Consider the following 25897-nt stretch of genomic DNA (forward strand, 5'->3'; position numbering starts at 1 on the left):
AGCTCAGGCTTCGTCCTGCGCCATCCGCTCCAGCCCGGCGCGGTCCAGGATACGCAGCTGCCCGCGCTGTGTTTCCACCAGGCCGAGGCGGGCGAATTCGCGCAGCCGCCGGGTGACGAAAGCGCGGCCAGAGGCGGTTTCGGCGGCCAGCGCGTCATGGGTGATGCGGATCTCATCGCCGCCCTGCGCCAGCCGCAGCAGCACCCGGGCGAGGCGGGCGTCAAAGCCGGTGAGGGCAACATCTTCCACCAGCTGCTCGTAGTCGGCAAAGCGGCGGGCAACGGCGGTCAGGACTTCGGCCCTGAAGGCCCCGTCCTCTGACATGGCGCGGCGGAAATCGGCGTGCGGGATGAGTTCTCCCTCCAGTGCGGTTTCCGCGACGCCCTCCGCCGCATAAGTGCGCCCGTCGGTGAGGCAAGCGAAGGTCTGCAGGCAGATATCGCCCGGGCCAACACGGTACAGGACGACCTCGCGGCCGTTGGCGGCGGTCAGCGTGACCTTGATGCGGCCGGCGGTGAGGCGGACAAAGCCGGGGCACTCCTGCCCGGGGCGGAACAGCACAAAGCCGGCGGGGCAGGAGAGGCGGCTCATGCCTGTTTCCGGCGGCTGAGGGCGGTGCGGAATTCCGACAGGCGGAAAGCGCCGAGGGCCTGGCCCGCGGCGAAGTAGACCGCGCCGCCCAGCACCACCAGCCCCAGCAGGGACAGGTAGCGCCAGTAGTCCAGCGTGAACAGCCAGCCGACGGTGTGCGCCACCGCGTAGAGCACCGCGCCCATCACGGCGGAGGCCGCCAGGATGCGCCAGGCGCGGCGGTGGAACCGGGCGTCGAACCGGGCTTCCTCCCCCATGCGGCGGGCACCGAGCGCTAGCAGCGCCACCATGGCCCAGCCTGCGGCAGAGGCGGCAATGGCGGGGGCGATCCAGCCCAGCACCGGCTTGAGCCCAAAGGCCAGCGCGGCGTTTACGGCCATTGCCACCAGCGCATAGTGGAACGGGGTTCTGGTGTCTTCCCGCGCGAAGTAGAGCGGCTGCAGCACCTTTTGCAGCATGAAGGCCGGCAGGCCCGCGCCGTAAATGGCGACTGCGATGGCAATCGCGGCCACGTCCTCCGGGCCGGTTGCGCCACGCTCATACAGCACCGAGACCAGCGGCAGCGGCACGGTGATGAAGGCAACGGCAGACGGCACCGCCAGCAGCAGCGAGAACTCCCCGGCGCGCGACAGGGCGTCCTGGGAGCCGGCACCGTCGCCCGCCCGCAGGCGGCGCGACAGGGCAGGCAGCAGCACGATGCCGACGGCAATGCCCACCACGCCCAATGGCAGCTGATAGAGGCGGTCGGCAATGAACAGCCAGCTGGCGGCCTTTTCAATGTCGGAGGCCACGTATTGCCCGACCACCAGGTTGATCTGCGTGACCCCCATCGCCAGCGCGGCAGGCACGGCAATCCGGACCAGGTCGCGCATCTCGCTGTTCCAGCGGGGCAGGCCGGGGCGCAGGCGTATCCCGGCCCTGTCAGCAGCCGCCCAGACCAGCGCCAGCTGGGCGACGCCGGCCACCGGTATGGTCCAGACCAGCCAGGTCACCACCTCGCCGCCCAAAAGCGCGCCTGCGGTCATGGCCGAGCAGGCGAAAATGTTGAGCAGGACCGGCGCAGCGGCGGCAGCGGCAAAGCGCCCGGTGGCGTTCAGCACCCCGGAAAACAGCGCCGCCAGCGACATGAACAGGATGTAGGGAAAGACGATATGGCCGTATCCCACCGCCATATCGAAGCGTGCATCGCCGACAAAACCGCCCGCCGTCAGCCAGACCAGTCCCGGCATGAACACCATGGCCAGGCCCACCAGCGCCAGCACCGCGGCAGCCAGCAGGTTGAAGGCCTGCTGCGCATAGGCGGTGGCGTCTTCGCCGGCCTCATACCGCTTGGAAAAGGCCGGGACGAAGGCCGCGTTGAACGCGCCTTCGGCAAAGAAACGGCGGAACATGTTGGGCAGGCGGAAGGCCACGATAAAGGCGTCCAGCACCGGCCCCGGCCCGATGAAGGCGGCGATCAGGATCTCGCGCGCAAAGCCCAGCACACGGCTGGCCAGCGTCCAGAACCCGACGGTCAGGAACCCCGAAAGCAATCTGATTGGCTTCATATATCCGCCCGCTTTGCGCCCTCGGCAATCGCCTCGCGCAGCTTCTTTTCCAGCGTCCGCTGTTTGGACTCCGAATAGTATTTCAAGCCGAACATGTCCTTGACATAGAAGGCATCCACCACCTGTTCGCCATAGGTCGCAATCACCGCATTGGCAATATAGACATTGGCGGCGGCCAGGGCGCGCGCCAGGTCATAGAGCAGGCCGGGGCGGTCGCGGGTGTCGACCTCGATGATGGTGTAGATCTCCGAGCCTTCGTTGTCGAAGGTGATGTGGGTCGGCACCTTGAAAGCACGCTCGCGCTTCTTGATCTTGTCGCGGGACTTCAGCGCATCGCGGGCGATCACCTCGCCTTTGAGCGTCTTTTCGATCATCTGCTTGAGCCGGTGCAGGCGCATCGGGTCGAAGGGGTGGCCCTCGCTGTCCTGGATCCAGAAGGCATCGGTCACATAGCCGTCCTTGGTGGTGTAGGAGCGGGCATCCACCACATTGGCCCCGACCAGCGCCAGCGCGCCGACGATGCGGGCAAAGATGCCGGGGTGATCCTCCATCACGAAACAGGCGCGGGTGGCGTCGCGGTCCACGTCCGGATAAAGCCGGATCATCACCTCGCCCGGGTCGCCCTTGGCGGTGAATTCGCGAAGCATTTCGGCAAAATCCACATGCGCAGTGACATGCAAACCGTGCCAGTACGGCGGGTAGTGGCGGGCGGTTTCGGTCTTGAGATCTGCTTTGGACCAGTCCGGCAGCGCCTGGCGCAGCGCTTTCTTGGCGGACGCGCCGCGGTGCTCGCGGTTCAGCGCCTCCATACCGCCCTCAAGCGCGGCGCGGGTCTGCCCGTAAAGCGCGCGCAAGAGCGCCGCCTTCCAGTTGTTCCAGGTGTCCGGGCCGACGCCGCGGATGTCGCAGACGGTCAGCAGCAACAGTAGGTCCAGCCGTTTGACGGTCTGCACCGCTTTGGCGAAATCGCGCACCGTGCGCGGGTCGGCGATGTCGCGTTTCTGGGCCATGTCCGACATCAGCAGGTGATAGCGGACCAGCCATTCCACAGTCTCGCATTCCGAAGGTTTCAGCCCCAGCCGCGGCGCCACCTTGCGGGCGATCTGGGCGCCCAGGATCGAATGGTCCTGCGGCCGGCCCTTGCCGATGTCGTGCAGGAGCATCGCCACCATCAGCACCTTGCGGTTCAGCCCCTTGCGCAGCACCTCCGAGGACAACGGCAGCTCATCCTCCAGCTCGCCGCGCTCGATGGCGGCGAAATTGGCGATCACCTGAATGGTGTGCTCGTCCACCGTGTAGGAGTGGTACATGTTGAACTGCATCATCGCCACGATCGGCTCGAATTCCGGCAGGAAGGCTGACAGCACGCCCAGTTCGTTCATCCGCCGCAGCGCGCGCTCCGGGTTGCCGTGCTTGAGCAGCAGATCAAGGAAGAGCCGCCGCGCCTCCTTGTCGTTGCGCATGTTGTCGTCAATCAAGTGCAGATTGGCAGTCACCAGCCGCATCGCGTCCGGATGGATCAGCATGCCGGTGCGCAGCGCTTCCTCGAACAGCCGCAGCAGGTTCACCTTGTCCTGCAAGAACGCCTCCGGATCGGCGACGTCCAGCCGGTTATGCACCACCCGGTAGCCGGGCTTGATCCGCGGGCGGCGGCGGAAGATCCGCTCCAGGAGCGGCGCGCCCTTCTGGTGGCTGGCTTCCAGCTTGGTCAGGAAAATACGGGTCAGGTCGCCGACGCGGGTGGCATGGCGGAAGTAATCCTGCATGAACAGTTCGACACCGCGGCGGCCGGCCTTGTCTTCATAGCCCATGCGCGCAGCCACCTCGACCTGCATGTCAAAGGTCAGCTGCTCAGTGGCGCGGCCGGTGGCCAGATGCAGATGCGAGCGCACCGCCCACAGGAAGGCCGCCGCCTTGGCAAACAGCTCCATCTCCTCGGGGTGGAAAAGCCCCAGGGGCACCAGGTCTTCGGCGTCCTTGACCTGGTAGAGGTATTTGGCAATCCAGAACAGCGACTGCAGGTCGCGCAAGCCGCCCTTGCCCTCTTTCACGTTGGGCTCAACCACATAGCGCTGGCCCTGTTTCAGGTGGCGCGCGTCGCGTTCGGCCAGCTTCGCTTCGATGAACTGCTCGGCATCCTTGGAGAACAGCTCTGCCCGCAGCCTTTTGTCCAGCTCCTTGGCCAGCGGCGCGTGGCCGGCCAGGAACCGCTGCTCCAGCATCGCCGTGCGGATGGTGTAATCCTCGCCGCCCAGCCGGATGCAATCCTTGATGGTGCGGCTGGAGTGGCCGACCTTCAGCCGCAGATCCCAGAGGATGTAGAGCATCGACTCGATGACGCTCTCGGCCCAAGCGGTGATCTTGTAGGGGGTCAGAAACAGCAGGTCGACGTCCGAGGCCGGCGCCATCTCGCCTCGGCCATAGCCGCCGACCGCCAGCACCGCGATGCGCTCTCCCCGGGTCGGGTTGGCCAGCGGGTGCAACAGGCCGCTGGCGACATGCAGCGCGGTGGTGACCAGCCCGTCGGTCAGGAAGGTATAAGAGCGGGTCAGCTCGCGCGCGGCAAAGGGTTTGGCGGCAAAGGCCTCGGCAATGGCCGCGCGCCCGGCTTTATTGGCCGCGCGCAGGATTTTCACCGTTTCGCCGCGCAGCTCTGCCGGGGTGCAATCCGCCGCCGATGCTTCAATCTGTTCGCGGATGGCGGCGGCATCAAAAATCTCCGAGGGGCCGCAGATCAGCGGCCCCAGCGGTTCGGGAAACCCGTCGGCAGTGTGCCGCGGGGAGCCGGCAGGGGCTTCAGAAACCTGCGCCGGCGAAGCTGCTTGGGGCTGGGTCAATGATCACGACCTTCTGTTCTTGAATGGTGGCAACCGCCAGGCCGCGCTCATTGGTGCCGTCCGGCCGCAGGCGGAAGATGCCGCCGGCCCCCTGGAAGCCTGCCCCCTGGGTCAGCGCCGCACCGGTCAGAGCGTCGGACTTGCCCGCAGCGACCAGCGCGCCGATGGCGGCAATGCCGTCATAGGCCAGGCTGCCGATGGAGTGCGGCGCCGCGCCATAGCTGGACTGGTAGCGGGCGCTGAACTGCTGCACCTTGCTTTGGTCAGGCATTGCGAACCAGCCGCCCTGCACGCCCGGAAGGGTCAGGGTCTGCGCGGGAATGTCCCAGCGGGTCAGGCCGATATACTGTTTGTCGGCCGGGTCGACGCCGGCTTCGGGCAGCAGCTGCGCCAGCAGCGGCAAGGCGCCTGCGGTGGTCGAGGTCAGGAACACCGCATCGGCGCCTGCCGCTTCGGTGCGGATGGTGGGGATGGCATTGATCACCCCCTGCTGCGACAGTTCATAGCCGACGCTGCCGGCGATGTTGACACCGGTCTGGCTGGCTGCGCGCTGGATGGCAGCCCGGCCGGCGGCACCGGCCGCATCATTGCCGCCGACAACCAGGATGTTGCGCTTGCCGTTGCGGGCCGCAAAGCTGGTCAGCCTGCGGGCGGTGTTGTCGAAAGTCGGCCCTAGGATAAAGACGTTGCCGCCGGCAATCGCCGGGTTGTTGGAGAAGGCCAGCACGTTCACCCCGCGCTGGCGGGCGGCGATGCCGGCCGCGTTGGCGGCCTCGGCATAGACCGGGCCCAGGATGACCCGGGCGCCGTCGTCCAGCGCCTGCTGCGCCGCGGTGGAGGCGGTTGCCGGATTGCCCGCGGTGTCATAGACGCGCAGGTCGATCTGCGCGCCCTGCAGATCGCCGATGGCCAGCCGGGCGGCATTTTCCAGGCTCTGGGCCAGCACCCGGTCGCCCTGCTGGGCGGAGCCGCGCGGCACCAGCAGCGCCACCGGCACCGGCTTGGAGGTGTTGATGGTCGGGCCGGTGCTAATGGCAACCGGATCACAGGCAGTCAGGGCAATGGCGGAAAGTGCCGCGGCAGCTGTCAGTGCCGCCTTGCGGGCCCGTTTGAAAACAGCAAACATAATGTCTTGAAACTCCGTTCTCCCGGCGCGGTTGCGCCGTGTGGGTTTAAGGACGGATCATAAACGACCAAAAAGGCGGGTCCAGCGTTGAATCACCAGAATGTCATATTGTCCCCCGGGCTGTACTTTGTTGCCACGCCGATCGGCACTGCCCGCGACATTACCTTGCGGGCGCTGGATGTGCTGGCCTCGGCTGATGTGCTCGCGGCGGAGGATACACGCTCGCTGCGCAAGCTGATGGAGATACACGGGGTGCCGCTCGGCGGGCGGCGGATCATCGCCTATCACGATCACAGCGGCAGCGGCGCGCGGGCCAAGCTGCTTGAGGCGCTGGCGGAGGGGAAATCGGTTGCCTATGCCTCCGAGGCCGGGATGCCGCTGATTGCCGATCCGGGCTTTGACCTCAGCCGCGCCGCGGCAGAGGCCGGGCACACGGTCACCTGCGCGCCCGGCGCCTCGGCGGCGGCAACGGCGCTGACACTGGCCGGGCTGCCGACGGATGCGTTTTTCTTTGCGGGCTTCCTGCCCAACGCCTCTGGTGCCCGCCGCAAGCGGCTGGAGGAGCTGCGGGACATCCCCGGCACGCTGATATTCTATGAATCGCCTAAGCGGGCTGCCGCCTCGGTCGCGGATATGGCCGCGGTGCTGGGCAACCGCCCGGCGGCGCTGTGCCGCGAGCTGACCAAGAAGTTCGAGGAAGTGCGCCGCGCGCCGCTGGCGGATCTGGCGGCCGGTCTGGAAGACAGCCCGGTCAAGGGCGAGATCGTGCTGCTGGTCGACCGCGGCCAGGAGACGGAGGTGAGCGAGGGCGATCTGGAAAGCGATCTGCAGGCCGCCTTGCAGGGCAACTCGGTAAAGGACGCCGCCGCCATTGTCGCCGAAATGCACGGGCTGCCCCGGCGCAAGGTCTATCAGCTGGCGCTGCAGCTGGCGAAGGGCGGCTGAGGCATGACCCGCGCCCGCCAGCATCGCGGCAGCCGCGCCAATCTGGCGGGCGAAGCGGCGGAGGAGATCGTTGCCCGCCACTACGAGAACCGCGGCTACACCGTGGCGGAGCGCCGCTGGCGCGGGCAGGGCGGCGAAATCGACCTGATCCTGCGCGGGCCGGAGGGGCTGGTGTTTGTCGAGGTGAAGCACAGCGCCACCAGCGCCGCCGCGGCCCTGCGCATCACGCCGCGGCAGGCGGAGCGCATCTATGCCAGCGCCGGGCAGTATCTGGAGAACGCGCCGCAGGGGCAGCTGACGCCGGTGCGGTTTGACGCGGCGCTGGTCAACGGAACCGGCGCTGTGGAAATCATCGAAAACGCTTTTGGCATGGATTGAACCGCGCCTCACCCATTGAACCCCAGGGCGGGGTGGGCCATGTATTTGGCCAGTTTACAAGGGATACTGCCATGAAAATCGCCTTCCAGATGGACCCGGTCATGGGCGTGGACATCAACGCGGACAGCAGCTTCCGCCTGGCCGAAGAGGCGCAGGCGCGCGGCCATGAGCTGTTCTTCTACACCCCTGACCATCTGGCCTATCAGGAGGGTCGCATCACCGCCCGCGGCCATGACATGACGGTGCAGCGGGTGGCGGATGCGCCGGCGGTGCTGGGACCGGAACGCGAAGTGGACCTGGGCGTGTTCGACGTGGTCTGGCTGCGCCAGGACCCGCCGTTTGACATGCATTACATCACTTCCACGCATCTTCTGGACATGCTGAAGGGGCAGGCGCTGGTGGTGAACGACCCGTTCTGGGTGCGCAATTACCCGGAAAAGCTGCTGGTTCTGAAGTTCCCGGACCTGACCCCGCCGACCACCATCGCCCGCGATTTGCAGACCATCAAGGCGTTCAAGGAGGTTCATGGCGACGTGATCCTCAAGCCGCTGTACGGCAACGGCGGCGCCGGCGTGTTCCGGCTGGACGCCAATGACCGCAACCTCACCTCGCTGCATGAGCTGTTCACCGGCTTCAGCCGCGAGCCGCTGATCGTGCAGAAATTCCTGCCCGACGTCAGCAACGGCGACAAGCGGGTGATCCTGGTCGACGGCGAGCCGGTGGGGGCGATCAACCGCGTGCCCGCGGCGGGCGAGACCCGGTCCAACATGCACGTGGGCGGCCGGCCCGAAAAGACCGGTCTCAGCGAGCGCGACATGGAAATCTGCGCCGCCATCGGGCCGCTCTTGCGCGAAAAGGGCCAGATCTTTGTCGGCATCGACGTGATCGGCGATTACCTGACCGAGATCAACGTGACCTCGCCCACCGGCATTCAGGAGCTGGAGCGGTTTGACGGTGTGAACATCGCCGAGAAGATCTGGCAGGCGATCGAAGCCAAGATCCGCTGATGAGCTGGCAGCGCCGGGCCATAAATGCGTGGATGCGTTATGGCATGAAACCGGCGCTGCGGCTGACCGGCAGCCCGGACTTCGTGCGCAGGGTCTTTGACCTGACCGCACCGCTGTTTTGCCCGGCGCTGCCCTATACCCGGGTGCTGCGGCGGCCTGCTCCGGTGCCGCTGTATCTGGTCTCCGCCGGGCAGACCCGCAGCCGGCGGGTCATCCTGTTCCTGCACGGCGGTGCCTATCTGGCCGGCAGCGCCCGAGCCTATCAGGGGATGCTGTCCCGTCTCTCTTACGCCTCTAGCACTGAGATCGCCGTGCCCGATTACCGGCTGCTGCAGGAGGCTCCGTTTCCGGCCGCATACGATGATGCGATGACGGCCTGGCAGTCGCTGCGCCGTATGGGCTATGGGCCGGGGGACATCCTGCTGGCGGGCGACAGCGCAGGCGGCGGGCTGGCGCTGGCGCTGCTGGGCGGGCTACTGGCCAAGGGCGAGCGGCCGGCGGGTGTGATTGCCTTTTCCCCCTGGTGCGATCTGACGCTGAGCGGAGCCAGTATCCAAGCCAACCGGGACAAGGATGTGATCATCCCCGCCGGGCGGATGAAAGAGGTTATCGAGCAGTATCTGGCAGGCGCGGACCCTGCTGATCCGCGCGCGTCCCCGCTGTTTGCGGAGTTTCCCGATCCGCCGCCGGTGCTGATCCAGGCAGGCGACGTCGAAGTGCTGCTGTCGGATGCGGAGCGGATGGCAGAGCGGCTGCAGGCCGCGGGCGGCAGCGTCCGCCTGACCCTGTGGCGCGATGTGCCGCACGTCTGGCAGTTCATGGCCGGGCACCTGCCGGAGGGGCAGGCCGCGCTGGAAGAGGCGGCTGCCTTTGCGGTCAGGGCGCTGGACGGCGGCTCAGCGGGATGAGGGCAGCCGGAAGCTCAGCGCCTCGGCGAAGTGCTGGCGCTGCACGCGCTCCTCACAGGCCAGGTCGGCGATGGTGCGGGCAACCCGCAGCACCCGGTGATAGCCGCGCGCACTGAGGCCAAAGCGCTCGGCGGCACGGATCAGAAGGTCGCGGCTTTGGGCGTCCGGGGCAGCAATCTCCTCCAGCAGGCTGCCCTCGGCATCGGCGTTCTGGCGCAGGCCGGGATGGTCCCGGAACCGGGCGTTTTGCATCTCGCGGGCGATGGCCACCCGCTGTGCCACCTCAGCAGAGCCTTCGGCGCCGGGCGGCAGCTCCAGGTCGGCGACATCCACCGGCGGCACGTCCAGATGCAGGTCGAAGCGGTCCAGCAGCGGGCCTGAGATCCGGCCCAGGTAATCCGCGCCGCAGAGGGGCGCCCGGGAACAGGCGCGGTTGGCATCCGCCAGATAGCCGCATTTGCAGGGGTTGGCGGCGGCCACCAGCATGAAACGGCTGGGGTATTTCACATGGGCGTTTGCGCGCGCCACCATCACCTCGCCGGTTTCCAGCGGCTGGCGCAGGGTTTCCAGCACCGGGCGGCCGAACTCCGGCAGCTCATCCAGAAACAGCACGCCGTTATGGGCCAGGCTGATCTCGCCGGGCTGGGCGCGCCTGCCGCCGCCGGCAATCGCCGCCATCGAGGCGGTGTGGTGCGGCTCGCGGAACGGGCGGGCGCGGCTGATGCCGCCCTCGTCGATCAGCCCGCACAGGGAATGGATCATCGAGGTTTCCAGCGCCTCCGCGGGCGACAGCGGCGGCAGGATCGAGGGCAGCCGCGCGGCCAGCATCGACTTGCCGGAGCCGGGCGGGCCGATCATCAGCATGTGATGGCGTCCGGCCGCCGCGATTTCCAGCGCCCGCTTGGCCGTTTCCTGGCCTTTCACGTCGCGCAAATCCTTGCCGCCCAGCCCGCTGACCGCCTCGCCGGGCGCGGAGGGTTCAATGCGCCGCTGTCCGGTGAAATGCTGCACCACCTCCGTCAGCGTGCCAGCGCCGATCACCTGCGCCGCATCGACCCAGGCCGCCTCCGGCCCCGAGGGTTTCGGGCAGAGCAGCATCAGGCCTTCCTCCGCCGCGGTCACTGCGGCTGGCAGGGCGCCCGCCACCGCAATCAGCTGGCCGTCCAGCGACAATTCTCCCAAAGCGATGGTTTCCTCGGCCTTTTCCTCCGGGATGATGCCGATCGCGGCCAGCAGGGCGAGTGCAATGGGCAGGTCGAAATGGCTGCCTTCCTTGGGCAGGCCGGCGGGCGACAGGTTTATGGTGATCCGGCGCGAGGGCAGGGCGATGGACATCGCCGCAAAGGCTGCCCGCACCCGCTCGCGCGCCTCGCAGACGGCCTTGTCCGGCAACCCGACGACTGAGAAGGCGGGCAGGCCCGGGGCGACGGCGCATTGCACCTCGACCAGCCGGGCCTCGACCCCTTGAAAGGCAACTGTGTAGGATCGTGCGGTCATGTCTCCCAACCCTCCTGGTGCAGGGAGAAATGCTTGGCAATCGTGGTTTCCGAGTCGTTAACGCAAGCGGCAGCGGGAGGCGAATTCACGCAGAATTCGCGCTGCCTGCGGCCTCAGTCCAGCGACCAGGGGCGCCGCGGCAGATCCATTGCATAGGGTTCGGGATCATAACTGACTTCATGCGCCTGCTCCTGCCAGCGCAGGACTGCGGGGTCGGACAGCAGCAGCTTGCAATAGACGCGGGTTTCCCCGGATACCGGCAGACCATACCCCACGATCCGCGCGGCCACCGGGGTGTAGAACACATCCGCCAGCGAATACGCCCCGAACAGATAGCCGCTGCTGTGGCCTGAGACCTTGCGGGCGTGGGCGAACAGGGACTCGATCCGGTTCAGGTCGGCCTTCACGCCAGGTGAAACCTCGAACCCTTCATAGACATGGGCAAGCTGCATCGGGCATTCACTGCGCAGCGCGCCGAAGCCTGCGGCCATTTCCGCGGCCAGCCAGCGCGCCGTGGTACGCTGCGCCGGATCTGACGGCCAGAGACCGGCCTCCGGGTGCCGCTCTGCCAAGGTCTCGGCAATCGCCATGCTTTCGCCAATCACCGTGCCTTCAGGCGTGCGCAAGGCGGGCACCAGCCGCGCCGGGGCCAGATGCGCCATGTCATCCGCCATGGTTCCTGAATACAGCCCCACCATATGCACAGTGTGGGGCAGGGAGAATTTTTCGAGCATGAGCCAGCCGCGCAAGGACCAGCTGGAATACATGCGGTCGCCAATATAAAGTTCGTAAGCCATGCCAGGAGGCTAGCGCCTGGTAATCAATCGCGAAATGGAATGTTTGTGATGGTATCCGTCACGGAAGGTGATTGATAACACCCGTCCGCCAGCCCTCAGGGCCATGCAGCACTTCGCTGACGGACAGGTTGTCGATGCGGTGGGCAAAGGCCTCTTCCGCGGTCAGCAATTCCGCACGCTGGATCTGGGTCAGGATCTGGCCGAAGTGGCCCACCACGATCAGGTCGCGGCCCCGGTGCGCGTCGATCAGCCCGTCAACGGCCGCGTTAACCCGGTTGCAGACCTGGTGCCAGCTCTCACCGCCCGGCGGGGTCACATCGCCCGGGGTTTCCCAATAGGCGCGGATACGCTCCGGGTCCTCGGCGTCCACCTCGGCCCAGGTCCGCAGCTCCCAGGCGCCAAAGTGGATCTCGCGCAGAGCTTGCACATGCGGCAGGCGCTGCCGGCGTCCCTGGATGGCGGTGGCGGTCTCCGCCGCGCGGGACAGGTCCGAGGACACCACCAGCGCGTCTGCAGGCAGGTAGTCCGACAGGCGCGCCAACGCTGCCGAATCGGTCAGATCGGCGGGCAGATCCGACCAGCCGACCATGGATTTCGCGTGAGTCGGCCCATGCCGGACCAGAAACAGCCGGGTGATCATACGGCCCCCTTCAGCACAAGCGGCAGCCCCGCGGTCACCTGCACAACAGTATCCGCCCGCGCCGCCAGGGCGATATTGAGCCGCCCCTGCGCCTCGCGGAACCGGCGGGCCAGCGCGTTCTCGGGAACGACGCCAAGGCCCGTTTCATTGGACACGATAACCAGGTCCGCCTGGCACCGGTCCACTGCCGCCAGCAGCCCGTCCTGGGCGGCCTGCAGGTCATGCTCTGCCAGTAAATGATTGGTCAGCCACATGGTGGCGCAATCCATCAGGCAGATCTGGCCGGGCTCCAGATCGCCAAGCACCTTGTCTGCCGTTTCCGGTTCTTCAACAGTGGTCCAGCCTGCGCCTCTTTGTTTGAGATGCCGGGACACTTTATCGCGCATTTCACTGTCGAAAATTTGCGCAGTCGCCCAGTAAACCCTGCTTTTCCCGGAGCTTAAACACAGCTTCTCTGCATAGGCCGACTTCCCTGAGGCGGCTCCTCCAAGAATAAAAGTTACATTTGCAGGCATTTCTTGCTAACCTGTAAGTCCGAAGCCGTTCCTGTGGGTAACCGCAGGGCCCGGTTAAGACAAGAGACCGCAGCGTCCCGGGGTTCCACTTATTAAGGCCGGGAAAGTTTGCGCAGGGGCCAAAACAAATTTTTCTTTTCCATTTTGGCCTTTGGATGAGCCGAAAGTCGCATCCTGCGCGCTGTTGCTGCCGGTCTGCAGAAACCGGGCCCCCATTGTTCCATGCGCGTCCTCAGACGGCAGTTTGTTAATTAGTTTCCGGGGGGAAATCACATGGCACTTGACCAAACAGTCGAAAACCCATTGCCGAGACAGGCAATGAAGGCAGAACTTTTGGATGCCGAAACAGAGCGCCGTCTGGCCTATGCCTGGCGCGATGACCGCGATGTCAAATCGCTGCACCGGCTCATTAATGCCTATATGCGCCTGGCCATCTCCATGGCGGCCAAGTTCAAGCGGTACGGGGCGCCGATGAACGACCTGATCCAGGAGGCCGGCCTGGGCCTGATGAAGGCGGCTGACAAATTCGATCCGGACCGCGGGGTCCGGTTCTCGACCTACGCGGTGTGGTGGATCAAGGCGTCGATCCAGGACTACGTGATGCGCAACTGGTCGATGGTGCGGACCGGCTCGACCTCGTCGCAAAAGTCGCTGTTCTTCAACATGCGCCGGGTGCAGGCGCAGCTGGAGCGCGAGGCGCGGTCTTCGGGCGTGCCTCTGGATCAGCATCAGCTGCATCAGAAGATCGCCACAGAAATCGGTGTGCCGCTGCGCGATGTGGAGATGATGGAGGGGCGCCTGTCCGGGGCCGACTTCTCGCTCAACGCGGTGCAGTCCACCGACGAGGAGGGCCGCGAGTGGATCGACGCGCTGGAGGATGACACCTCGCAAGCCGAAGAACTGGTGCAGGAGCGGCACGACCGCCGTCAGCTGCGCAAGTGGCTGGTGACGGCGCTGCAGGCGCTGAATGACCGCGAGCGCTTTATCATCACTGAGCGCAAGCTGCGCGAACGGCCCCGCACGCTGGAAAGCCTGGGCACGGAGCTGGGCCTCTCCAAGGAGCGGGTGCGCCAGCTGGAGGCCGGTGCGTTTCAGAAGATGCGCAAGAGCCTTGAAAGCCAATCGCGCGAGGTGCACAGACTGCTTTCATGAGAAAGCGGTTTCAAATTCTGAAAACATTGGCAAGCGCCGCCGTTCTGGCGGCGCTTTGCCTGTCTGGCGCCCGCGCCGGCGATCTGGCGGCGGCGGCTGAAATGCTGCGCGGTGCGGATGTGGCAATTCTCGGGGAGGTGCATGACAACGCGGTGCACCACCAGCGGCAGGCAGCGCTGCTGGCGGCGCTGCAACCCAGGGCGGTGGTCTGGGAAATGATCACGGCAGAGGAGGCGGCCGAACTGGACCCTGAGGTGCTGGCGGACGCTAAGCATGTGGCGCAGGCTTTGGACTGGGCACAGTCCGGCTGGCCGGAGTTCTCCCTCTATGCGCCGGTCTTTGCGGCCGCCAAAGGGGCCCGCCAGTACGGCGCGCTGGTGCCGCGGGCAGAGGCCGCCCGGGCGCTGGAGCAAGGTGCCGCCGCCTATTTCGGCGCAGAGGCCGCGGCGCGCTTTGGCCTGGATCGGCCGCTGCCGGCTGCTGAGCAGGCGGCGCGCGAGGGGGATCAACTGGCCAGTCACTGCAACGCGATGCCGGCAGAGATGCTGCCGGTCTTGGTGGACATCCAGCGCCTGCGCGACGCCAGCCTGGCCGCTGCCGCAGACCGGGCGCTGGCGGAAACCGGCGGCCCGGTGGCGGTGATCACCGGCAACGGCCATGCCCGCACCGACCGCGGGCTGGCGGTGTACCTGGCCAAGGCCCGGCCCAAAGCCCGGATCCGCAGTCTGGGCCAGTCGGAGGACGGGCAGATCAGCGGCACGTTCGATCTGGTGCTGGACGCGCCGGCGGCAGAGCGTCCCGATCCCTGTCTGGTGTTTCAGAAAAGCAACTGAGGCGCGCTGCCTAAGCTGCTGACGCTGTTTGTGCCCAGGACCGCGCCGTGCGCAGCGCGGCGCCCGGCCCAACGCCGCCAGCGGCAGGGGCCGCAGGCCCGTACCGTGCGGGGGCGGGAGGCTTTGCGTTTGCCTTTGTGCCGGGGTGCCGGGCCGGGAAAACCGTTTCACACTTCCCTTTCGGCGCAGTACAGTCGCGGCAAACCGGGCGAGGACGCGCAAATGCTGGCTGGCAAACACATTCTTCTGATCATCGGCGGCGGCATCGCGGCCTATAAGTCGCTGGAGCTGATCCGCCGCCTGCAGGACCAGGGCGCCCGGGTGACCCCGGTGCTGACCAAATCCGGTGCCGAGTTTGTGACCCCTCTGTCGGTCTCGGCCCTGGCCGGAACACCCGTGCATCAGGAGCTGTTCGATCTGACGGCAGAGGCGGAGATGGGCCATATCCAGCTGTCGCGCAGTGCCGATCTGCTGGTGGTGGCGCCCGCCACCGCGGATCTGATGGCCAAGATGGCGCAAGGCCTTGCAAATGACCTCGCCTCGACGCTGCTGCTGGCCACCGACACGCCGGTGCTGCTGGCGCCCGCGATGAACGTGCGCATGTGGGATCACCCGGCCACCCGGCGCAATCTTGAAACACTGAAAGAGGACGGTGTCTCTTTCGTGGGCCCCAACGAGGGCAGCATGGCCTGCGGCGAATTCGGACCCGGCCGGTTGGCGGAACCGGAAGAGATCCTGTCCGCCATCGCGGCCAAGCTTGCGGACGGGCCCCTGAAGGGCAAGCGCATCCTGGTGACCTCTGGCCCGACGCATGAGCCGATTGATCCTGTGCGCTATATCGCCAACCGTTCCTCCGGGGCGCAGGGGGCGGCGGTGGCCCGAGCTCTGCGCGAATTGGGCGCAGAGGTGGTGTTTATCACGGGCCCGGCAGCGGTCCGCCCGCCCGAGGGCGTGCAGGTGGTTCCGGTGGAAAGCGCCCGCGAAATGGAAGCCGCGGTTCAGGCAGCATTGCCTGCCGACGCCGGGGTCTTTGCTGCCGCGGTGGCGGACTGGCGGGTGGCCAGCGCCTCGGACCGCAAGCTGAAGAAATCTAAGGACGGGCTGCCGGTATTGGAGTTTGCGGAGAACCCGGACATTCTGAAAACCGTTTCGCAGATGAAGGATGGCCGCCCGCCGCTGGTGGTTGGCTTCGCGGCAGAAACCAACGACGTGGTCGAGAACGCCACCGCCAAGCGCAAGCGCAAGGGCTGCGACTGGATTGTGGCCAATGACGTCTCGCCCGCGACCGGCATTATGGGCGGCAGTGAAAACGCGGTGATATTGATCTCTGACGGCGGCGCCGAGGAATGGCCGCGGATGGGCAAGGACGAGGTTGCCCGCAGGCTGGCGGAACGGATCGCTGCGGCGCTGGCCGGGTGATGTTGAGTATTTTGGGAAAGATGAAGAGGGAGCGGGGATGGTCGCGATCCGTGTGATCCACGACGAAGGGGCGGACCGGGATGTGCCGCTGCCGTCTTATGAGACTGCTGGTGCCGCCGGCGCCGATGTGCGTGCCAACCTGCCGGACCGCGGCTGCCTGGTGCTGCAGCCGGGCGAGCGCGCGCTGGTGCCGACCGGGTTGCGCATCGAGATCCCGGCTGGCTATGAGGTGCAGATCCGGCCGCGGTCCGGGCTGGCGCTGAAACACGGGATTACCCTGCCCAACACACCGGGCACCATCGACAGCGATTATCGCGGGCCATTGGGGGTGATCCTGATGAATGCGGGGCAGGAGGCCTTTCAAATCGCGCATGGCGACCGCATTGCGCAGATGGTGGTGGCGCCGGTCCTGCAAGCGCGGTTTGAACTGGCGGATGCGCTGTCCGGAACGGCCCGCGGCGCGGGCGGCTTTGGATCCACCGGGCAGGCCTGATGCTGCGGATCCTGATTCTTGCGGCGCTGATCTGGTGGGGCGGGCGCTTTCTGGGCTTGCCGCGCAACCTGCGTATCACGCTGCTGGCGGTGCTGTTCATCGCCGTGCTGGCGGTGCAGCTGACCCTGCCGGTAGGGCATCCCTTGCGCGAAGGCACCGGCGGCTCTGCCGCGCCCTGGCTGATGCTGGGCGGCTTTGCTCTTGTGGCCGGTTTCTACGCGCGTATCGTGACGGCTTTGAAAACCCGCGCCCAGCCTCAGGATACACAGATGACCCAGCCCGCAGGCACCTTTACCGAAAGCGAGCTTGACCGCTATGCCCGCCATATCGTCCTGCGCGAGCTGGGCGGCCCGGGGCAGAAAAAGCTGAAACAGGCCAGGGTGCTGGTGATCGGCGCCGGCGGTCTGGGCGCGCCTGCGCTGCAGTATCTGGCCGCGGCCGGGGTCGGCACCATCGGGGTGATCGACGACGACCAGGTCGACAATGCCAACCTGCAGCGCCAGGTGATCCACCGCGACAAGGACATCGGCACGCCCAAGGTATTTTCGGCGCAGGCGGCGATGGAGGCGCAGAACCCCTATGTGGAGGTGCGCCCCTATAACCGCCGCCTGAGCGAAGACATCGCGGCGGAGCTGTTTGGCGAATATGATCTGATCCTGGACGGCACCGACAATTTCGAGACCCGCTATCTGGCCAACCGCACTGCCGTGGCACTGGGCAAGCCGCTGATCTCTGGCGCGCTGTCGCAATGGGAGGGCCAGCTGAGCGTCTTTAATCCAGCCAAAGGCGGCCCCTGCTATCAATGCATCTTCCCGGAGGCCCCGGCCGCCGGCCTGGCGCCCAGCTGCTCTGAGGCCGGGGTGATCGGCCCGCTGCCGGGTGTTGTCGGCGCGATGATGGCAGTGGAGGCAGTCAAGCAGATCACCGGGGCCGGAGCCGTCCTGCGGGGCGAGATGCTGATCTATGATGGGCTCTACGGGGAAACCCGCAAGATCCGGCTGTCCCGGCGGGACGGCTGCCCGGCGTGCGGCGGTGTTTCGGCAAGCTGATCTCTTTCCGTGAATGAAGCCTATTACATTGCGCTGCTGTGCGGCGCCCTGTTCGGCGGCCAGCCGGAGACGGTGCATGAGTTCACCTATCACGGAGGCGCGGCGTCGATCCGGACCGACTGTGAAAACGGCAACCGGGTCATCGAGTTCGGCCTCGACAAACGCAGCAGCCTGGACAGTATCCAGCAGGCGCTGTTTGCGGCTGAAATCACCGGCAAGGAGCCTGTGGTTGTGCTGATTGATACCGACGGCACGATGGGCCGGTTCGAGTGGCGCATCGCCCGCGCGGCCAATGTCGCGGGTGTTCCGATCCGGATCATTCCGGCTGAATTGACGGACAGCCTGGGAGCCGGCGGCTGAACAGCCCATCTACTCTATGCGGGAATGTCCAGGGAGGCCTATGTGCAGTTCTCAGTCTGATTGCGGCCCCCCGCCTTTCCCGCTAGCGTCGCCTGCAAAGGAGACCTGTATATGTCCAACCCGCTTTTGTCCCGCTGGGATACGCCGTTTGAAATCGCCCCCTTCGACAGCATTTCCGATGATGATTTCGCCCCCGCGCTGGACCAGGCGCTGGCGGCGCATAAGGCGCAGATCGACGCCATCGCAACCAGCGCTGAGCCGCCCGGCTTTGCCAATGTGATCGAGGCGCTGGAAACCCCGTGCCGCGAGCTGGAACAGGTGCTGGGCGTGTTCTTCACCGTGGCCGGCGCCGACAGCAACCCCAAGCGGCAGGAGCTGCAGCGGGAGTTCTCCCCGAAACTTGCCGCGCATTTCTCGGCAATCACCGCCAACAAGGCGCTGTATGCGCGGGTCAAGGCGGTGTGGGACCAGCGGGAGGAGCTGGATCTGACAGCGGAGCAGCAGCGGGTCCTGATGCTGACCCATCGCGGTTTTGTCCGCGGCGGCGCGGCGCTGGAGGGCGCGGCCGACACCCGGATGCAGGAAATCAAGGGGCGGCTGGCGACCCTGGGCACCCAGTTCACCCAGAACCTGCTGGCGGATGAACGCGACTGGTTCATGGAGCTGTCCGAGGACGATCTGGAAGGCTTGCCGGAGTTTGTCGTAAAGGCCGCGCGCGCAGCGGGGGAGGAAAAGGGCGCGGGCGGCCCGGTTGTCACCCTGTCGCGGTCGCTGATCACGCCCTTTCTGCAGTTCTCTCCGCGCCGCGACCTGCGTGAGAAAGCCTTCAACGCCTGGGCCGCCCGCGGCGCAAATGGCGGCGGGACCGACAACCGGGCCATCGCGGCCGAGATCCTGCAACTGCGCGAGGAGCGGGCAAAGCTCCTGGGTTACGAAAACTTCGCCGCCTACAAACTGGAAACCGAAATGGCTAAGACGCCGGAAGCGGTACGCGGGCTGCTGATGGAGGTCTGGGAGGCGGCCAAGGCGCAGGCGGAAACGGATGCGGACGTGCTGACCGGGATGATGCAGGCCGATGGTATCAATGGCGACCTGGAGCCCTGGGACTGGCGCTACTACGCTGAGAAGCGCCGCAAGGCTGAGCACGATCTGGATGATGCGGAGCTGAAACCCTATCTGCAGCTCGACCGGATGATCGAGGCATCCTTTGCCTGCGCAAACCGCCTGTTCGGGCTGGATTTCAAAGCACTGGACGTGCCGCTTTACCACGCCGACTGCCGCGCCTGGGAGGTGACCCGCGGCGGCAAACATGTGGCGGTCTTCATCGGTGATTACTTCGCCCGCAGCTCCAAGCGTTCCGGCGCCTGGTGCTCAGCCATGCGGCAGCAGGCCAAGTTCCCCGAGGTGCAGGCGCCGGTGGTGATCAACGTCTGCAACTTCGCCAAGGGTGACCCGGCGCTCTTGTCCTGGGACGACGCCCGCACCCTGTTCCACGAGTTCGGCCACGCGCTGCACCAGATGCTGTCGGATGTGACCTATGAGAGCATTTCGGGCACCTCCGTGGCGCGCGATTTTGTGGAGCTTCCGAGCCAGCTTTACGAGCACTGGCTGGAGGTGCCGGAGGTGCTGCAGGAGTTCGCCACCCACGCCGAGACCGGCGCGCCGATGCCGCAGGAGATGCTGCAGAAAGTTCTGGGGGCCGCCAACTTCGACATGGGGTTCCAGACGGTGGAATACGTGGCCTCTGCGCTGGTGGACCTGGCCTTCCATAATGGCCCTGCGCCGTCCGATCCGATGGCCAAGCAAAACGAGGTGCTCGCAGAGATCGGAATGCCGCATGCGATCGTCATGCGCCACGCGACGCCGCATTTTGCGCATGTGTTCTCGGGCGACGGCTATTCCGCGGGCTATTACAGCTACATGTGGTCGGAGGTGATGGACGCCGATGCCTTTGCCGCCTTTGAGGAGGCAGGCGGGGCGTTTGATGCCGAACGCGCCAAGGCGCTGGAGGAGCATATCCTGTCCACCGGCAGCTCCGCGGATCCGGCGGATCTGTATGTTGCCTTCCGCGGGCGGCTGCCCGGTGTCGACGCGCTGCTGAAAGGGCGCGGGCTGGCTGCGGAATGAGGAACGCGCCCTGACGGGCGCTGCTGCCCCTTCCGGCGGCAAAGCCGCCTGCCGGGCAGCGGGACTTGAGTGTTTTGGGAAAGATGAAAGAGCGGGCAGCCAGTCCGCTCTTTTTTGGTTCAGTAGCCGAGGCTGCGGTCGACAAGGTGCAAGAGCGGCTCGCCGGCCTCAGCGCGGCGGATGTTTTCGGCGATGACTTCGGCCGCAGTGCTCTCGCGGGTTTCCGAGGCGATATGCGGGGTGACCGTCACGTTGGGATGCGCCCAATAGGGATGTTCCGGCGGAAGCGGCTCGATGCGGAAGACATCCAGCGTCGCGTGGCCCACCTGACCGCTGTCGAGCACAGCCAGCAGCGCCGCGTCATCGATCAGCGGGCCGCGGCCCGGGTTGATGATCTTTGCGCCCATGGGCAGCAGCGCCAGGGTTTCTGAATTCAGGGTGTTTTCGGTGGCGGGGGTGTCGGGCAGCAGCAGTATCACGATCTCCGCCCGCTCCAGCGCTGTTTTCAGCCCGTCCTGTCCTGCGTGGCAGGTGATGCCTTCGATCTCCTTTTGCGTGCGGCTCCAGCCGGAGACATCAAACCCCAGCGCAGCCAGCGCCTTGGCAGACGCGGCGCCCAGTGCGCCGAGGCCCAGCACGGTGACATGCCGGTCCTTGGCCAGCGGTGGAATATGCCGGTGCCAGCGCCCGTTCAGCCCGCGGATATGCATGTCCATGCCGAGGTGATAGCGCAGCGTGTGCCCCACCACCCATTCGGTCATGCCCTGTTCCAGCCCGCTGTCCACCATCCGGGTGAGCGGCACGGCAGCAGGAACAACGGGCACGATTTTTTCGACACCGGCCCACATGCTCAGCACTGCTTTCAGCCGGGTGAAAGGGGTGAAATCACTGACCGGCCCGTTGGGGGCGTAAACGATGTAATCCACCTTTTCCGGCGCGAAGTCATCGCGCACATCGGCCTTCACGCCCAGCCGGTCGAATTCCGCCGTTAACAGCGGCTCATACGTTGGCCAGCTATCGGCGCGGCCTGCAAACAGGACATTGGCGGTCATGAGATCTCCCTGAAATTTTTAGCGTGAGGCTTGTCTTGGACGGTGGATATGGGCGCTTTGCACGATGCCGAAGGCGCCCAAGAGCACCAGCATCGCCGAGCCGCCATAAGACACCATCGGCAGCGGCACGCCAACCACGGGCGCAAGCCCCATCACCATCGACATGTTCACCGCAAAAAACAGGAAGAAGGTGATGGCAATGCCCATGATCACCAGCGAGGAGAACCGGTCCTTGGTGGCAATCGCCGAGGCGATGCAGAACAGGATGATCAGCATGTAGATGAACAGGAGGGTGACGCCGCCGATGAAGCCGAATTCCTCTGCCAGGGTGGTGAAGATGAAGTCTGTGTGCTTCTCGGGCAGGAAGTTCAGCCGTGATTGCGTTCCTTGCATGAAACCGCGCCCCGACCAGCCGCCGGAGCCGAGCGCGATCTTGGATTGGGTGATGTGATACCCCGCGCCCAAGGGGTCCTGCGAGGGGTCCAGGAAGGTGTCGATGCGGCGGAACTGGTAGTCTTTCAGCAGCTGCCAGTCGGTGCCGCGGCTTTGGAAGACTGCGCTGACGAGGCCGACCCCGGCCGCAATCACCGCGGCGAAATAGGCCCAGTGCACGCCCGCAAGGAACATCACCCCGCCGCCTGCCGCCATCAGCAGGATCGAGGTGCCAAGGTCCGGCTGCTTCAGCACCAGCGCTGTGGGCAGCAGGATCAGCGCAACCGGCAGCAGCACCCACAAGGGGCGGGAGGTCTTCTCGGGCGGCAGCCAGTCGTAATAAGCCGCCAGCAGCATCACCAGGGCGATCTTGGTGACCTCCGAGGGCTGGAGGCGCATAAAGCCGATGTCGATCCAGCGCTGCGCGCCCATGCCGACGGTACCGAACAGCTCCACCGCGACCAGCAGCGCCAGCGAGGCGAGATAGGCCAGCACCGACACGTTTCGCCAGAACCAGATCGGGATCATCGCCACCACAAACATGGCAGCAAGGCCTAGGGCAAACCGCTTGACCTGCGGCTCCACCCAGGGGCTGAAGGAGCCGCCCGCCACTGAATAGAGCATCAGGAAACCGACACTGGCCACAGTGATCAGCAGCAGCGTCAGCCCCCAGTTCAGGTGCAGGATCTTGCGGAACCCCGAAGGTGTCGATTTCGCGTGGTACTCAAGATAGCTCATGCCCGGCTGCTCCTGCTCCCCAGGGGGCGCTTGACGCGCTCGCGCTCCAGCCGTTCCTGCTGGGCCTTGATGCGGCTGCGGTCGGCTTTGGGGTATGCTTCCAGCGGCGGCGTGCCGTCATAAAGCGCCTGCAGCATCACGTCACGGGCGATCGGCGCCGCCGCCTTGGAGCCGCCGCCGCCGTGTTCCACCACCACGGCCACCGCGTATTTCGGGTTGTCATAGGGCGCGAAGCTGACGAACAGCGCGTGGTCGCGGCGCTCCCAGGGCAGGTCCTCGTTACGGATCACCCCTGCGGCGCGTTCGGCGGCGGTGATGTTGCGCACCTGGCTGGTGCCGGTCTTGCCCGCCATCCGCATCCCGTCGCCGATGATGCGCGAACGGTAGGCGGTGCCGCGGCGGTCGTTGCTGACGGAATACATGCCTTTGCGGACCATCCGCAGGCTGGTCTCGCTGACGCCCAAAGGCTCGCCCGCGCCGCTGGGCTGCTCCACCCCGTCGAGCGATTTCAGCAGCCGCGGGGTCACGCTGCGCCCGGTGGCGATACGCGCCGACATCACCGCCAGCTGCAGCGGCGACGCCAGCATGTAGCCCTGGCCGATCGAGGCATTTGCAGTGTCGCCGATCAGCCAGTCCTTGCCATAGGAGCTGGCCTTCCAGTCCTTGGTCGGGGTGATCCCCTGCGCCACTGCCGACATCGGCAGGTCGTGCTTGATGCCCAGCCCGAACCGGTTTGCCATCGCCGAGATATTGTCGATACCGGTCTTGATGGCCACGTCATAGTAGTAGACATCGCAAGACCGTTTCAGCGAGGTGTTCAGATCCACATGCCCATGGCCTGCGCGCTTCCAGCAATGGAACCGGCGGCCAGCAACCTTGAGGTATCCGGGGCACCAGACGGTTTCGTCCGGACCGATGACGCCTTCCTCCAGCGCCGCCAGCGCGGTGATCATCTTGAAGGTCGATCCCGGCGGGTAGGTGCCCTGCACGGTCTTGTTGGACAGCGGGCGGTACTTATCCTCGGTCAGCATCCGGTAGTCGGCCACGGAAATGCCGCGCACGAACAGATTGGGGTCAAAGCTGGGCGAGGAGCAGATCGCGCGGATGTCGCCGTCTTCGCAGTCGATCACCACGGCGGCGGCGCTTTCCTGGCCCAGCCGCGCCTGCACGTAGTTCTGCAGCCCGGCGTCGATGGTCAGCTGCATGTCGGCGCCGGAAATCCCCTCGCGCCGGTCCAGCTCGCGCATGACCCGGCCGGTGGCGTTCACTTCCACCCGCTTGGCGCCGGCCTTGCCGCGCAGCACATCCTCACGCTTGGCCTCGAAGCCGACCTTGCCGATCTGGAAGCGCGGGATCATCAGCACCGGCTCGGGATCTTTCATCTTGCTCAGGTCATAGTCGGACACGGGGCCGACATAGCCCACCACATGGGCGAAATCGCCCAGCTGCGGATAGACCCGCGTCAGGCCCACCTCCGGGGTGACGCCGGGCAGGGCCGGGGCGTTCACCGCGACCTTGGAAATATCCTCCCAGCCGATCCGGTCGGCCAGGGTGATCGGCAGGAACGGCGGTGAGCGGCGCATCTCGGTGCGGGCGCGCTCCAGGTCCTCCGGATCCAGCGGCACCAGGTTTGCCAGCTTGGCGATCACGTCCTCCACGTCGCCCGCATCCTCCGGCACCACGGTGATCCGGTAAGAGGGCGAGTTCTGCGCGATGATCAGCCCGTTGCGGTCAAAAATCTGGCCGCGGGCGGGCGGCAGCAGGCGGATGTTGATGCGGTTTTCCTCGGCCAGCAGGCGGAATTCATCGGCCTGATCCACCTGCAGAAAGCGCATGCGGGCGGCCAGCCCGCCGGCAAAGGCCAGCTGCAGCCCGCCCAGGAACAGCGCCCGCCGGGTCATCTTGCCGTGAGAGGCATCCACGTCCTTGGAATTGCGTTTCATCGGCGGCTCACCAGGGTTTCGGCCTCAGCAGGGGACAATTTGCGCACGCCCAGAATAGACTGGCTGGCCCAAACCGCCAGCGGGTAGGCGGCGATGGTCATCACCGCCTGGATAACCGTCAGGCCAAGCGGGGCCTGCTGCACACCGAACAGGACCAGAACCAGCCGGTTCAAGGTGGAGATCCCCGTCACCGTCAGGGCCACGGCCAGCCACTCGCTGGCAAAGGTGCTTTCGCGGTGCGGGGCGGCACGGGCCTTCAGAAAACCGCAGCCCAGCACCGTGAGCAGCGCCAGCAGGCCCGGCGGGCGCTGAAACAGCAGATCGGCCAGCAGCATCACCAGGCCGATGGACACCGCCGGAACAAAGTCGGGACGCCGCAGCGACCAGGCCATGGCCAGCAGCATCAGCAGGTCCGGCGGCGCCCAGAAACGCGGCTCGGTTTCCAGCGGCAGCAGGTGAAAGAACATGACCAGCAGCGCCAGCGCCGGGAAGGCCAGGCGCATGGTCCAGATCCGGGCGGGGGAGGTGTTAGCCATTGCCCGCCTCAGCCGTGCCGTCCGCGCTCTCGGCCCCCAGCCCCTCGGGCCGCGGCTGCGGCACCGGATCGCCGGGCGGGGCCCCGACCAGCCCGCCGGGGTCCTGGATCACTTCAGTACCGTGATGGCGGAGTATCCTGAGGAATTCCAGCCGGCTGTAGTCTGCTGACAGCCGCACCCGCATCCGGCCCGAACGGTCCTTGGCGACTTGCCCGATCAGCAGGCCCGCCGGAAACACCGCGCCATCGCCGGAGGAAATCACCCGGTCGCCGGGGCGCACCAGATCGGGGTTTTCCAGAAAGCTCAGCACCGGCGCGGCACTGTTGTCGCCGGTGACCAGCGCGGTCTGGCCGGAGGGCTGGATGGTGGCAGGCACCGCGCTGGCGGCATCGGTCAGCAGGACCACCCGCGCGGTGTCGCGCCCGGTGCCGGAGATCCGGCCCACCAGCCCGATCCCGTCCATCGCCGCCCAGCCGTCATGCACCCCGTCGCGGCTGCCCACATTCAGCAGCACCGACTGCCGGAAGGGGGAGCCGCTGTCGGCCATCACCACCCCGGTGATATAGGTGAGCTGCGGATCCAGCCGCACGTTGTTGAGATCCAGAAGCCGGGCGTTTTCCTGTTCCAGCTGCAGAGCGGCCTCTTTCCAGGCCCGCATCTGCCGCAGCTCGCTGCGCAGTTCGCGGTTCTGCTCGGCCAGCCGCTGATAGCTTTGGAAATCACGGATCAGGTTGATGGTTGCAGTGACCGGCACCATCGCCCAGTCCATGCTGGGCACCACCTTGTCCGCCACCTGGGCGCGGAACCGTTCCACCCGCGGGCTGTCGATCCGCCAGACGATGAAAATCGCGGCCAGGCACAGGCACAAAACCGCTGTCAGCAGACGCCGCAGCGGGGTTGCGTAATCGTCGCGCTGTGACTTGTCCTTCGCCACGTCTCTCCTTCCAGCCGCCCCTCCAGCCTCCTGTCAGCTGG

24 protein-coding genes are annotated in these 25897 nt (G+C 66.2%); 11 read left to right on the top strand and 13 right to left on the bottom strand.

Annotation, left to right across the window (positions count from 1 at the left end):
- Positions 1–3 precede the first annotated feature (3 nt).
- The 4 genes from ACTRWG_RS04015 to ACTRWG_RS04030 are packed head-to-tail and all read right to left on the bottom strand — an operon-like array spanning position 4 to position 6101.
- Positions 4–591 (bottom strand): Crp/Fnr family transcriptional regulator, encoded by a 588-nt coding sequence (locus ACTRWG_RS04015; protein ID WP_027236392.1) that lies wholly within the window; start codon positions 589–591, stop codon positions 4–6.
- Positions 588–2138 carry a murein biosynthesis integral membrane protein MurJ gene (gene murJ / locus ACTRWG_RS04020; RefSeq protein ID WP_027236393.1) on the bottom strand — a complete coding sequence of 517 codons (1551 nt, stop codon included), beginning with the start codon at positions 2136–2138 and terminating at the stop codon, positions 588–590. Before murJ ends, ACTRWG_RS04015 begins: the two co-directional genes overlap by 4 nt.
- Positions 2135–4975, bottom strand: a complete 2841-nt coding sequence (locus ACTRWG_RS04025) for a [protein-PII] uridylyltransferase (RefSeq protein ID WP_084299565.1) — start codon at positions 4973–4975, stop codon at positions 2135–2137. Before ACTRWG_RS04025 ends, murJ begins: the two co-directional genes overlap by 4 nt.
- Entirely contained in the window at positions 4935–6101 is a 1167-nt protein-coding gene (locus tag ACTRWG_RS04030) for an ABC transporter substrate-binding protein (RefSeq protein WP_462829001.1), read from the bottom strand. Before ACTRWG_RS04030 ends, ACTRWG_RS04025 begins: the two co-directional genes overlap by 41 nt.
- A gap of 87 nt (positions 6102–6188) precedes the next feature.
- Here ACTRWG_RS04030 and rsmI point away from each other — a divergent pair, with 87 nt between their 5' ends.
- The 4 genes from rsmI (at position 6189) to ACTRWG_RS04050 (ending at position 9339) form a co-directional block, all read left to right on the top strand.
- On the top strand, positions 6189–7046 hold the full coding sequence (rsmI, locus tag ACTRWG_RS04035) for a 16S rRNA (cytidine(1402)-2'-O)-methyltransferase (protein ID WP_027236396.1): 858 nt from the start codon (positions 6189–6191) through the stop codon (positions 7044–7046).
- A 3-nt stretch (positions 7047–7049) separates the two neighbouring features.
- Positions 7050–7424: a YraN family protein gene (locus ACTRWG_RS04040; protein ID WP_027236397.1), complete on the top strand. Its 375-nt coding sequence runs from the start codon at positions 7050–7052 to the stop codon at positions 7422–7424.
- 71 nt (positions 7425–7495) lie between these two features.
- Positions 7496–8431 (top strand): glutathione synthase, encoded by a 936-nt coding sequence (gene gshB, locus ACTRWG_RS04045; RefSeq protein WP_027236398.1) that lies wholly within the window; start codon positions 7496–7498, stop codon positions 8429–8431.
- On the top strand, positions 8431–9339 hold the full coding sequence (locus ACTRWG_RS04050; protein ID WP_027236399.1) for an alpha/beta hydrolase fold domain-containing protein: 909 nt from the start codon (positions 8431–8433) through the stop codon (positions 9337–9339). Before gshB ends, ACTRWG_RS04050 begins: the two co-directional genes overlap by 1 nt.
- On the opposite strand, the gene ACTRWG_RS04055 is transcribed toward ACTRWG_RS04050, so the two are convergent.
- The 4 genes from ACTRWG_RS04055 to cobU form a co-directional block, all read right to left on the bottom strand.
- Positions 9328–10836, bottom strand: a complete 1509-nt coding sequence (locus ACTRWG_RS04055; protein WP_027236400.1) for a YifB family Mg chelatase-like AAA ATPase — start codon at positions 10834–10836, stop codon at positions 9328–9330. The genes ACTRWG_RS04050 and ACTRWG_RS04055 overlap by 12 nt on opposite strands.
- A 113-nt stretch (positions 10837–10949) precedes the next feature.
- On the bottom strand, positions 10950–11633 hold the full coding sequence (locus tag ACTRWG_RS04060; RefSeq protein ID WP_027236401.1) for a glutathione S-transferase: 684 nt from the start codon (positions 11631–11633) through the stop codon (positions 10950–10952).
- Between the two features lie 58 nt (positions 11634–11691).
- The gene (locus ACTRWG_RS04065; protein WP_027236402.1) at positions 11692–12273 is read right to left on the bottom strand and encodes a histidine phosphatase family protein; all 582 of its coding nucleotides are present in this window, start codon (positions 12271–12273) and stop codon (positions 11692–11694) included.
- The gene (cobU, locus tag ACTRWG_RS04070) at positions 12270–12788 is read right to left on the bottom strand and encodes a bifunctional adenosylcobinamide kinase/adenosylcobinamide-phosphate guanylyltransferase (RefSeq protein ID WP_027236403.1); all 519 of its coding nucleotides are present in this window, start codon (positions 12786–12788) and stop codon (positions 12270–12272) included. The genes ACTRWG_RS04065 and cobU overlap by 4 nt, the downstream gene beginning before the upstream one ends.
- Positions 12789–13061: 273 nt before the next feature.
- Here cobU and ACTRWG_RS04075 point away from each other — a divergent pair, with 273 nt between their 5' ends.
- The 7 genes from ACTRWG_RS04075 (at position 13062) to ACTRWG_RS04105 (ending at position 20221) form a co-directional block, all read left to right on the top strand.
- A complete protein-coding gene (locus tag ACTRWG_RS04075; protein ID WP_027236404.1) occupies positions 13062–13940 on the top strand; it encodes an RNA polymerase factor sigma-32 in 879 nt (292 codons plus the stop codon).
- Complete coding sequence (locus ACTRWG_RS04080; RefSeq protein ID WP_027236405.1) at positions 13937–14773, top strand: ChaN family lipoprotein; 837 nt, start codon at positions 13937–13939, stop codon at positions 14771–14773. The genes ACTRWG_RS04075 and ACTRWG_RS04080 overlap by 4 nt, the downstream gene beginning before the upstream one ends.
- A 222-nt stretch (positions 14774–14995) precedes the next feature.
- Positions 14996–16192, top strand: coding sequence for a bifunctional phosphopantothenoylcysteine decarboxylase/phosphopantothenate--cysteine ligase CoaBC (gene coaBC / locus ACTRWG_RS04085; RefSeq protein ID WP_027236406.1), 1197 nt, complete (start codon positions 14996–14998; stop codon positions 16190–16192).
- Positions 16193–16229: 37 nt separating this feature from the next.
- Positions 16230–16685 (top strand): dUTP diphosphatase, encoded by a 456-nt coding sequence (dut, locus tag ACTRWG_RS04090; RefSeq protein ID WP_027236407.1) that lies wholly within the window; start codon positions 16230–16232, stop codon positions 16683–16685.
- Positions 16685–17734, top strand: coding sequence for a HesA/MoeB/ThiF family protein (locus ACTRWG_RS04095; protein WP_027236408.1), 1050 nt, complete (start codon positions 16685–16687; stop codon positions 17732–17734). Before dut ends, ACTRWG_RS04095 begins: the two co-directional genes overlap by 1 nt.
- A 9-nt stretch (positions 17735–17743) precedes the next feature.
- Entirely contained in the window at positions 17744–18094 is a 351-nt protein-coding gene (locus ACTRWG_RS04100; protein ID WP_027236409.1) for a hypothetical protein, read from the top strand.
- 111 nt (positions 18095–18205) lie between these two features.
- Positions 18206–20221, top strand: coding sequence for a M3 family metallopeptidase (locus ACTRWG_RS04105; protein ID WP_027236410.1), 2016 nt, complete (start codon positions 18206–18208; stop codon positions 20219–20221).
- Between the two features lie 119 nt (positions 20222–20340).
- On the opposite strand, the gene ACTRWG_RS04110 is transcribed toward ACTRWG_RS04105, so the two are convergent.
- The 5 genes from ACTRWG_RS04110 to mreC are packed head-to-tail and all read right to left on the bottom strand — an operon-like array spanning position 20341 to position 25856.
- Positions 20341–21273, bottom strand: a complete 933-nt coding sequence (locus tag ACTRWG_RS04110; protein ID WP_027236411.1) for a 2-hydroxyacid dehydrogenase — start codon at positions 21271–21273, stop codon at positions 20341–20343.
- An 18-nt stretch (positions 21274–21291) separates the two neighbouring features.
- Positions 21292–22443, bottom strand: a complete 1152-nt coding sequence (gene rodA, locus ACTRWG_RS04115; RefSeq protein ID WP_027236412.1) for a rod shape-determining protein RodA — start codon at positions 22441–22443, stop codon at positions 21292–21294.
- Positions 22440–24386, bottom strand: coding sequence for a penicillin-binding protein 2 (gene mrdA / locus ACTRWG_RS04120; RefSeq protein ID WP_027236413.1), 1947 nt, complete (start codon positions 24384–24386; stop codon positions 22440–22442). The genes rodA and mrdA overlap by 4 nt, the downstream gene beginning before the upstream one ends.
- Positions 24383–24922: a hypothetical protein gene (locus tag ACTRWG_RS04125; RefSeq protein ID WP_027236414.1), complete on the bottom strand. Its 540-nt coding sequence runs from the start codon at positions 24920–24922 to the stop codon at positions 24383–24385. The genes mrdA and ACTRWG_RS04125 overlap by 4 nt, the downstream gene beginning before the upstream one ends.
- Entirely contained in the window at positions 24915–25856 is a 942-nt protein-coding gene (gene mreC, locus ACTRWG_RS04130; RefSeq protein WP_027236415.1) for a rod shape-determining protein MreC, read from the bottom strand. The genes ACTRWG_RS04125 and mreC overlap by 8 nt, the downstream gene beginning before the upstream one ends.
- Positions 25857–25897: the final 41 nt, after the last annotated feature.

This window comes from Leisingera sp. G5_S3_59_S7, from assembly GCF_054968485.1.

Excerpts from the sequence above, each read along its gene's own strand:
- ACTRWG_RS04080 (WP_027236405.1), top strand. The coding sequence starts at position 13,937 with ATGAGAAAGCGGTTTCAAATTCTGAAAACATTGGCAAGCGCCGCCGTT.
- ACTRWG_RS04095 (WP_027236408.1), top strand. The coding sequence starts at position 16,685 with ATGCTGCGGATCCTGATTCTTGCGGCGCTGATCTGGTGGGGCGGGCGC.
- ACTRWG_RS04110 (WP_027236411.1), bottom strand. The coding sequence starts at position 21,273 with ATGACCGCCAATGTCCTGTTTGCAGGCCGCGCCGATAGCTGGCCAACG.
- ACTRWG_RS04015 (WP_027236392.1), bottom strand. The coding sequence starts at position 591 with ATGAGCCGCCTCTCCTGCCCCGCCGGCTTTGTGCTGTTCCGCCCCGGG.
- ACTRWG_RS04065 (WP_027236402.1), bottom strand. The coding sequence starts at position 12,273 with ATGATCACCCGGCTGTTTCTGGTCCGGCATGGGCCGACTCACGCGAAA.
- ACTRWG_RS04075 (WP_027236404.1), top strand. The coding sequence starts at position 13,062 with ATGGCACTTGACCAAACAGTCGAAAACCCATTGCCGAGACAGGCAATG.
- coaBC (WP_027236406.1), top strand. The coding sequence starts at position 14,996 with ATGCTGGCTGGCAAACACATTCTTCTGATCATCGGCGGCGGCATCGCG.
- cobU (WP_027236403.1), bottom strand. The coding sequence starts at position 12,788 with ATGCCTGCAAATGTAACTTTTATTCTTGGAGGAGCCGCCTCAGGGAAG.
- ACTRWG_RS04125 (WP_027236414.1), bottom strand. The coding sequence starts at position 24,922 with ATGGCTAACACCTCCCCCGCCCGGATCTGGACCATGCGCCTGGCCTTC.
- rodA (WP_027236412.1), bottom strand. The coding sequence starts at position 22,443 with ATGAGCTATCTTGAGTACCACGCGAAATCGACACCTTCGGGGTTCCGC.
- ACTRWG_RS04030 (WP_462829001.1), bottom strand. The coding sequence starts at position 6,101 with ATGTTTGCTGTTTTCAAACGGGCCCGCAAGGCGGCACTGACAGCTGCC.
- murJ (WP_027236393.1), bottom strand. The coding sequence starts at position 2,138 with ATGAAGCCAATCAGATTGCTTTCGGGGTTCCTGACCGTCGGGTTCTGG.
- ACTRWG_RS04105 (WP_027236410.1), top strand. The coding sequence starts at position 18,206 with ATGTCCAACCCGCTTTTGTCCCGCTGGGATACGCCGTTTGAAATCGCC.
- ACTRWG_RS04050 (WP_027236399.1), top strand. The coding sequence starts at position 8,431 with ATGAGCTGGCAGCGCCGGGCCATAAATGCGTGGATGCGTTATGGCATG.
- ACTRWG_RS04060 (WP_027236401.1), bottom strand. The coding sequence starts at position 11,633 with ATGGCTTACGAACTTTATATTGGCGACCGCATGTATTCCAGCTGGTCC.
- dut (WP_027236407.1), top strand. The coding sequence starts at position 16,230 with ATGGTCGCGATCCGTGTGATCCACGACGAAGGGGCGGACCGGGATGTG.
- ACTRWG_RS04040 (WP_027236397.1), top strand. The coding sequence starts at position 7,050 with ATGACCCGCGCCCGCCAGCATCGCGGCAGCCGCGCCAATCTGGCGGGC.
- gshB (WP_027236398.1), top strand. The coding sequence starts at position 7,496 with ATGAAAATCGCCTTCCAGATGGACCCGGTCATGGGCGTGGACATCAAC.
- ACTRWG_RS04055 (WP_027236400.1), bottom strand. The coding sequence starts at position 10,836 with ATGACCGCACGATCCTACACAGTTGCCTTTCAAGGGGTCGAGGCCCGG.
- mrdA (WP_027236413.1), bottom strand. The coding sequence starts at position 24,386 with ATGAAACGCAATTCCAAGGACGTGGATGCCTCTCACGGCAAGATGACC.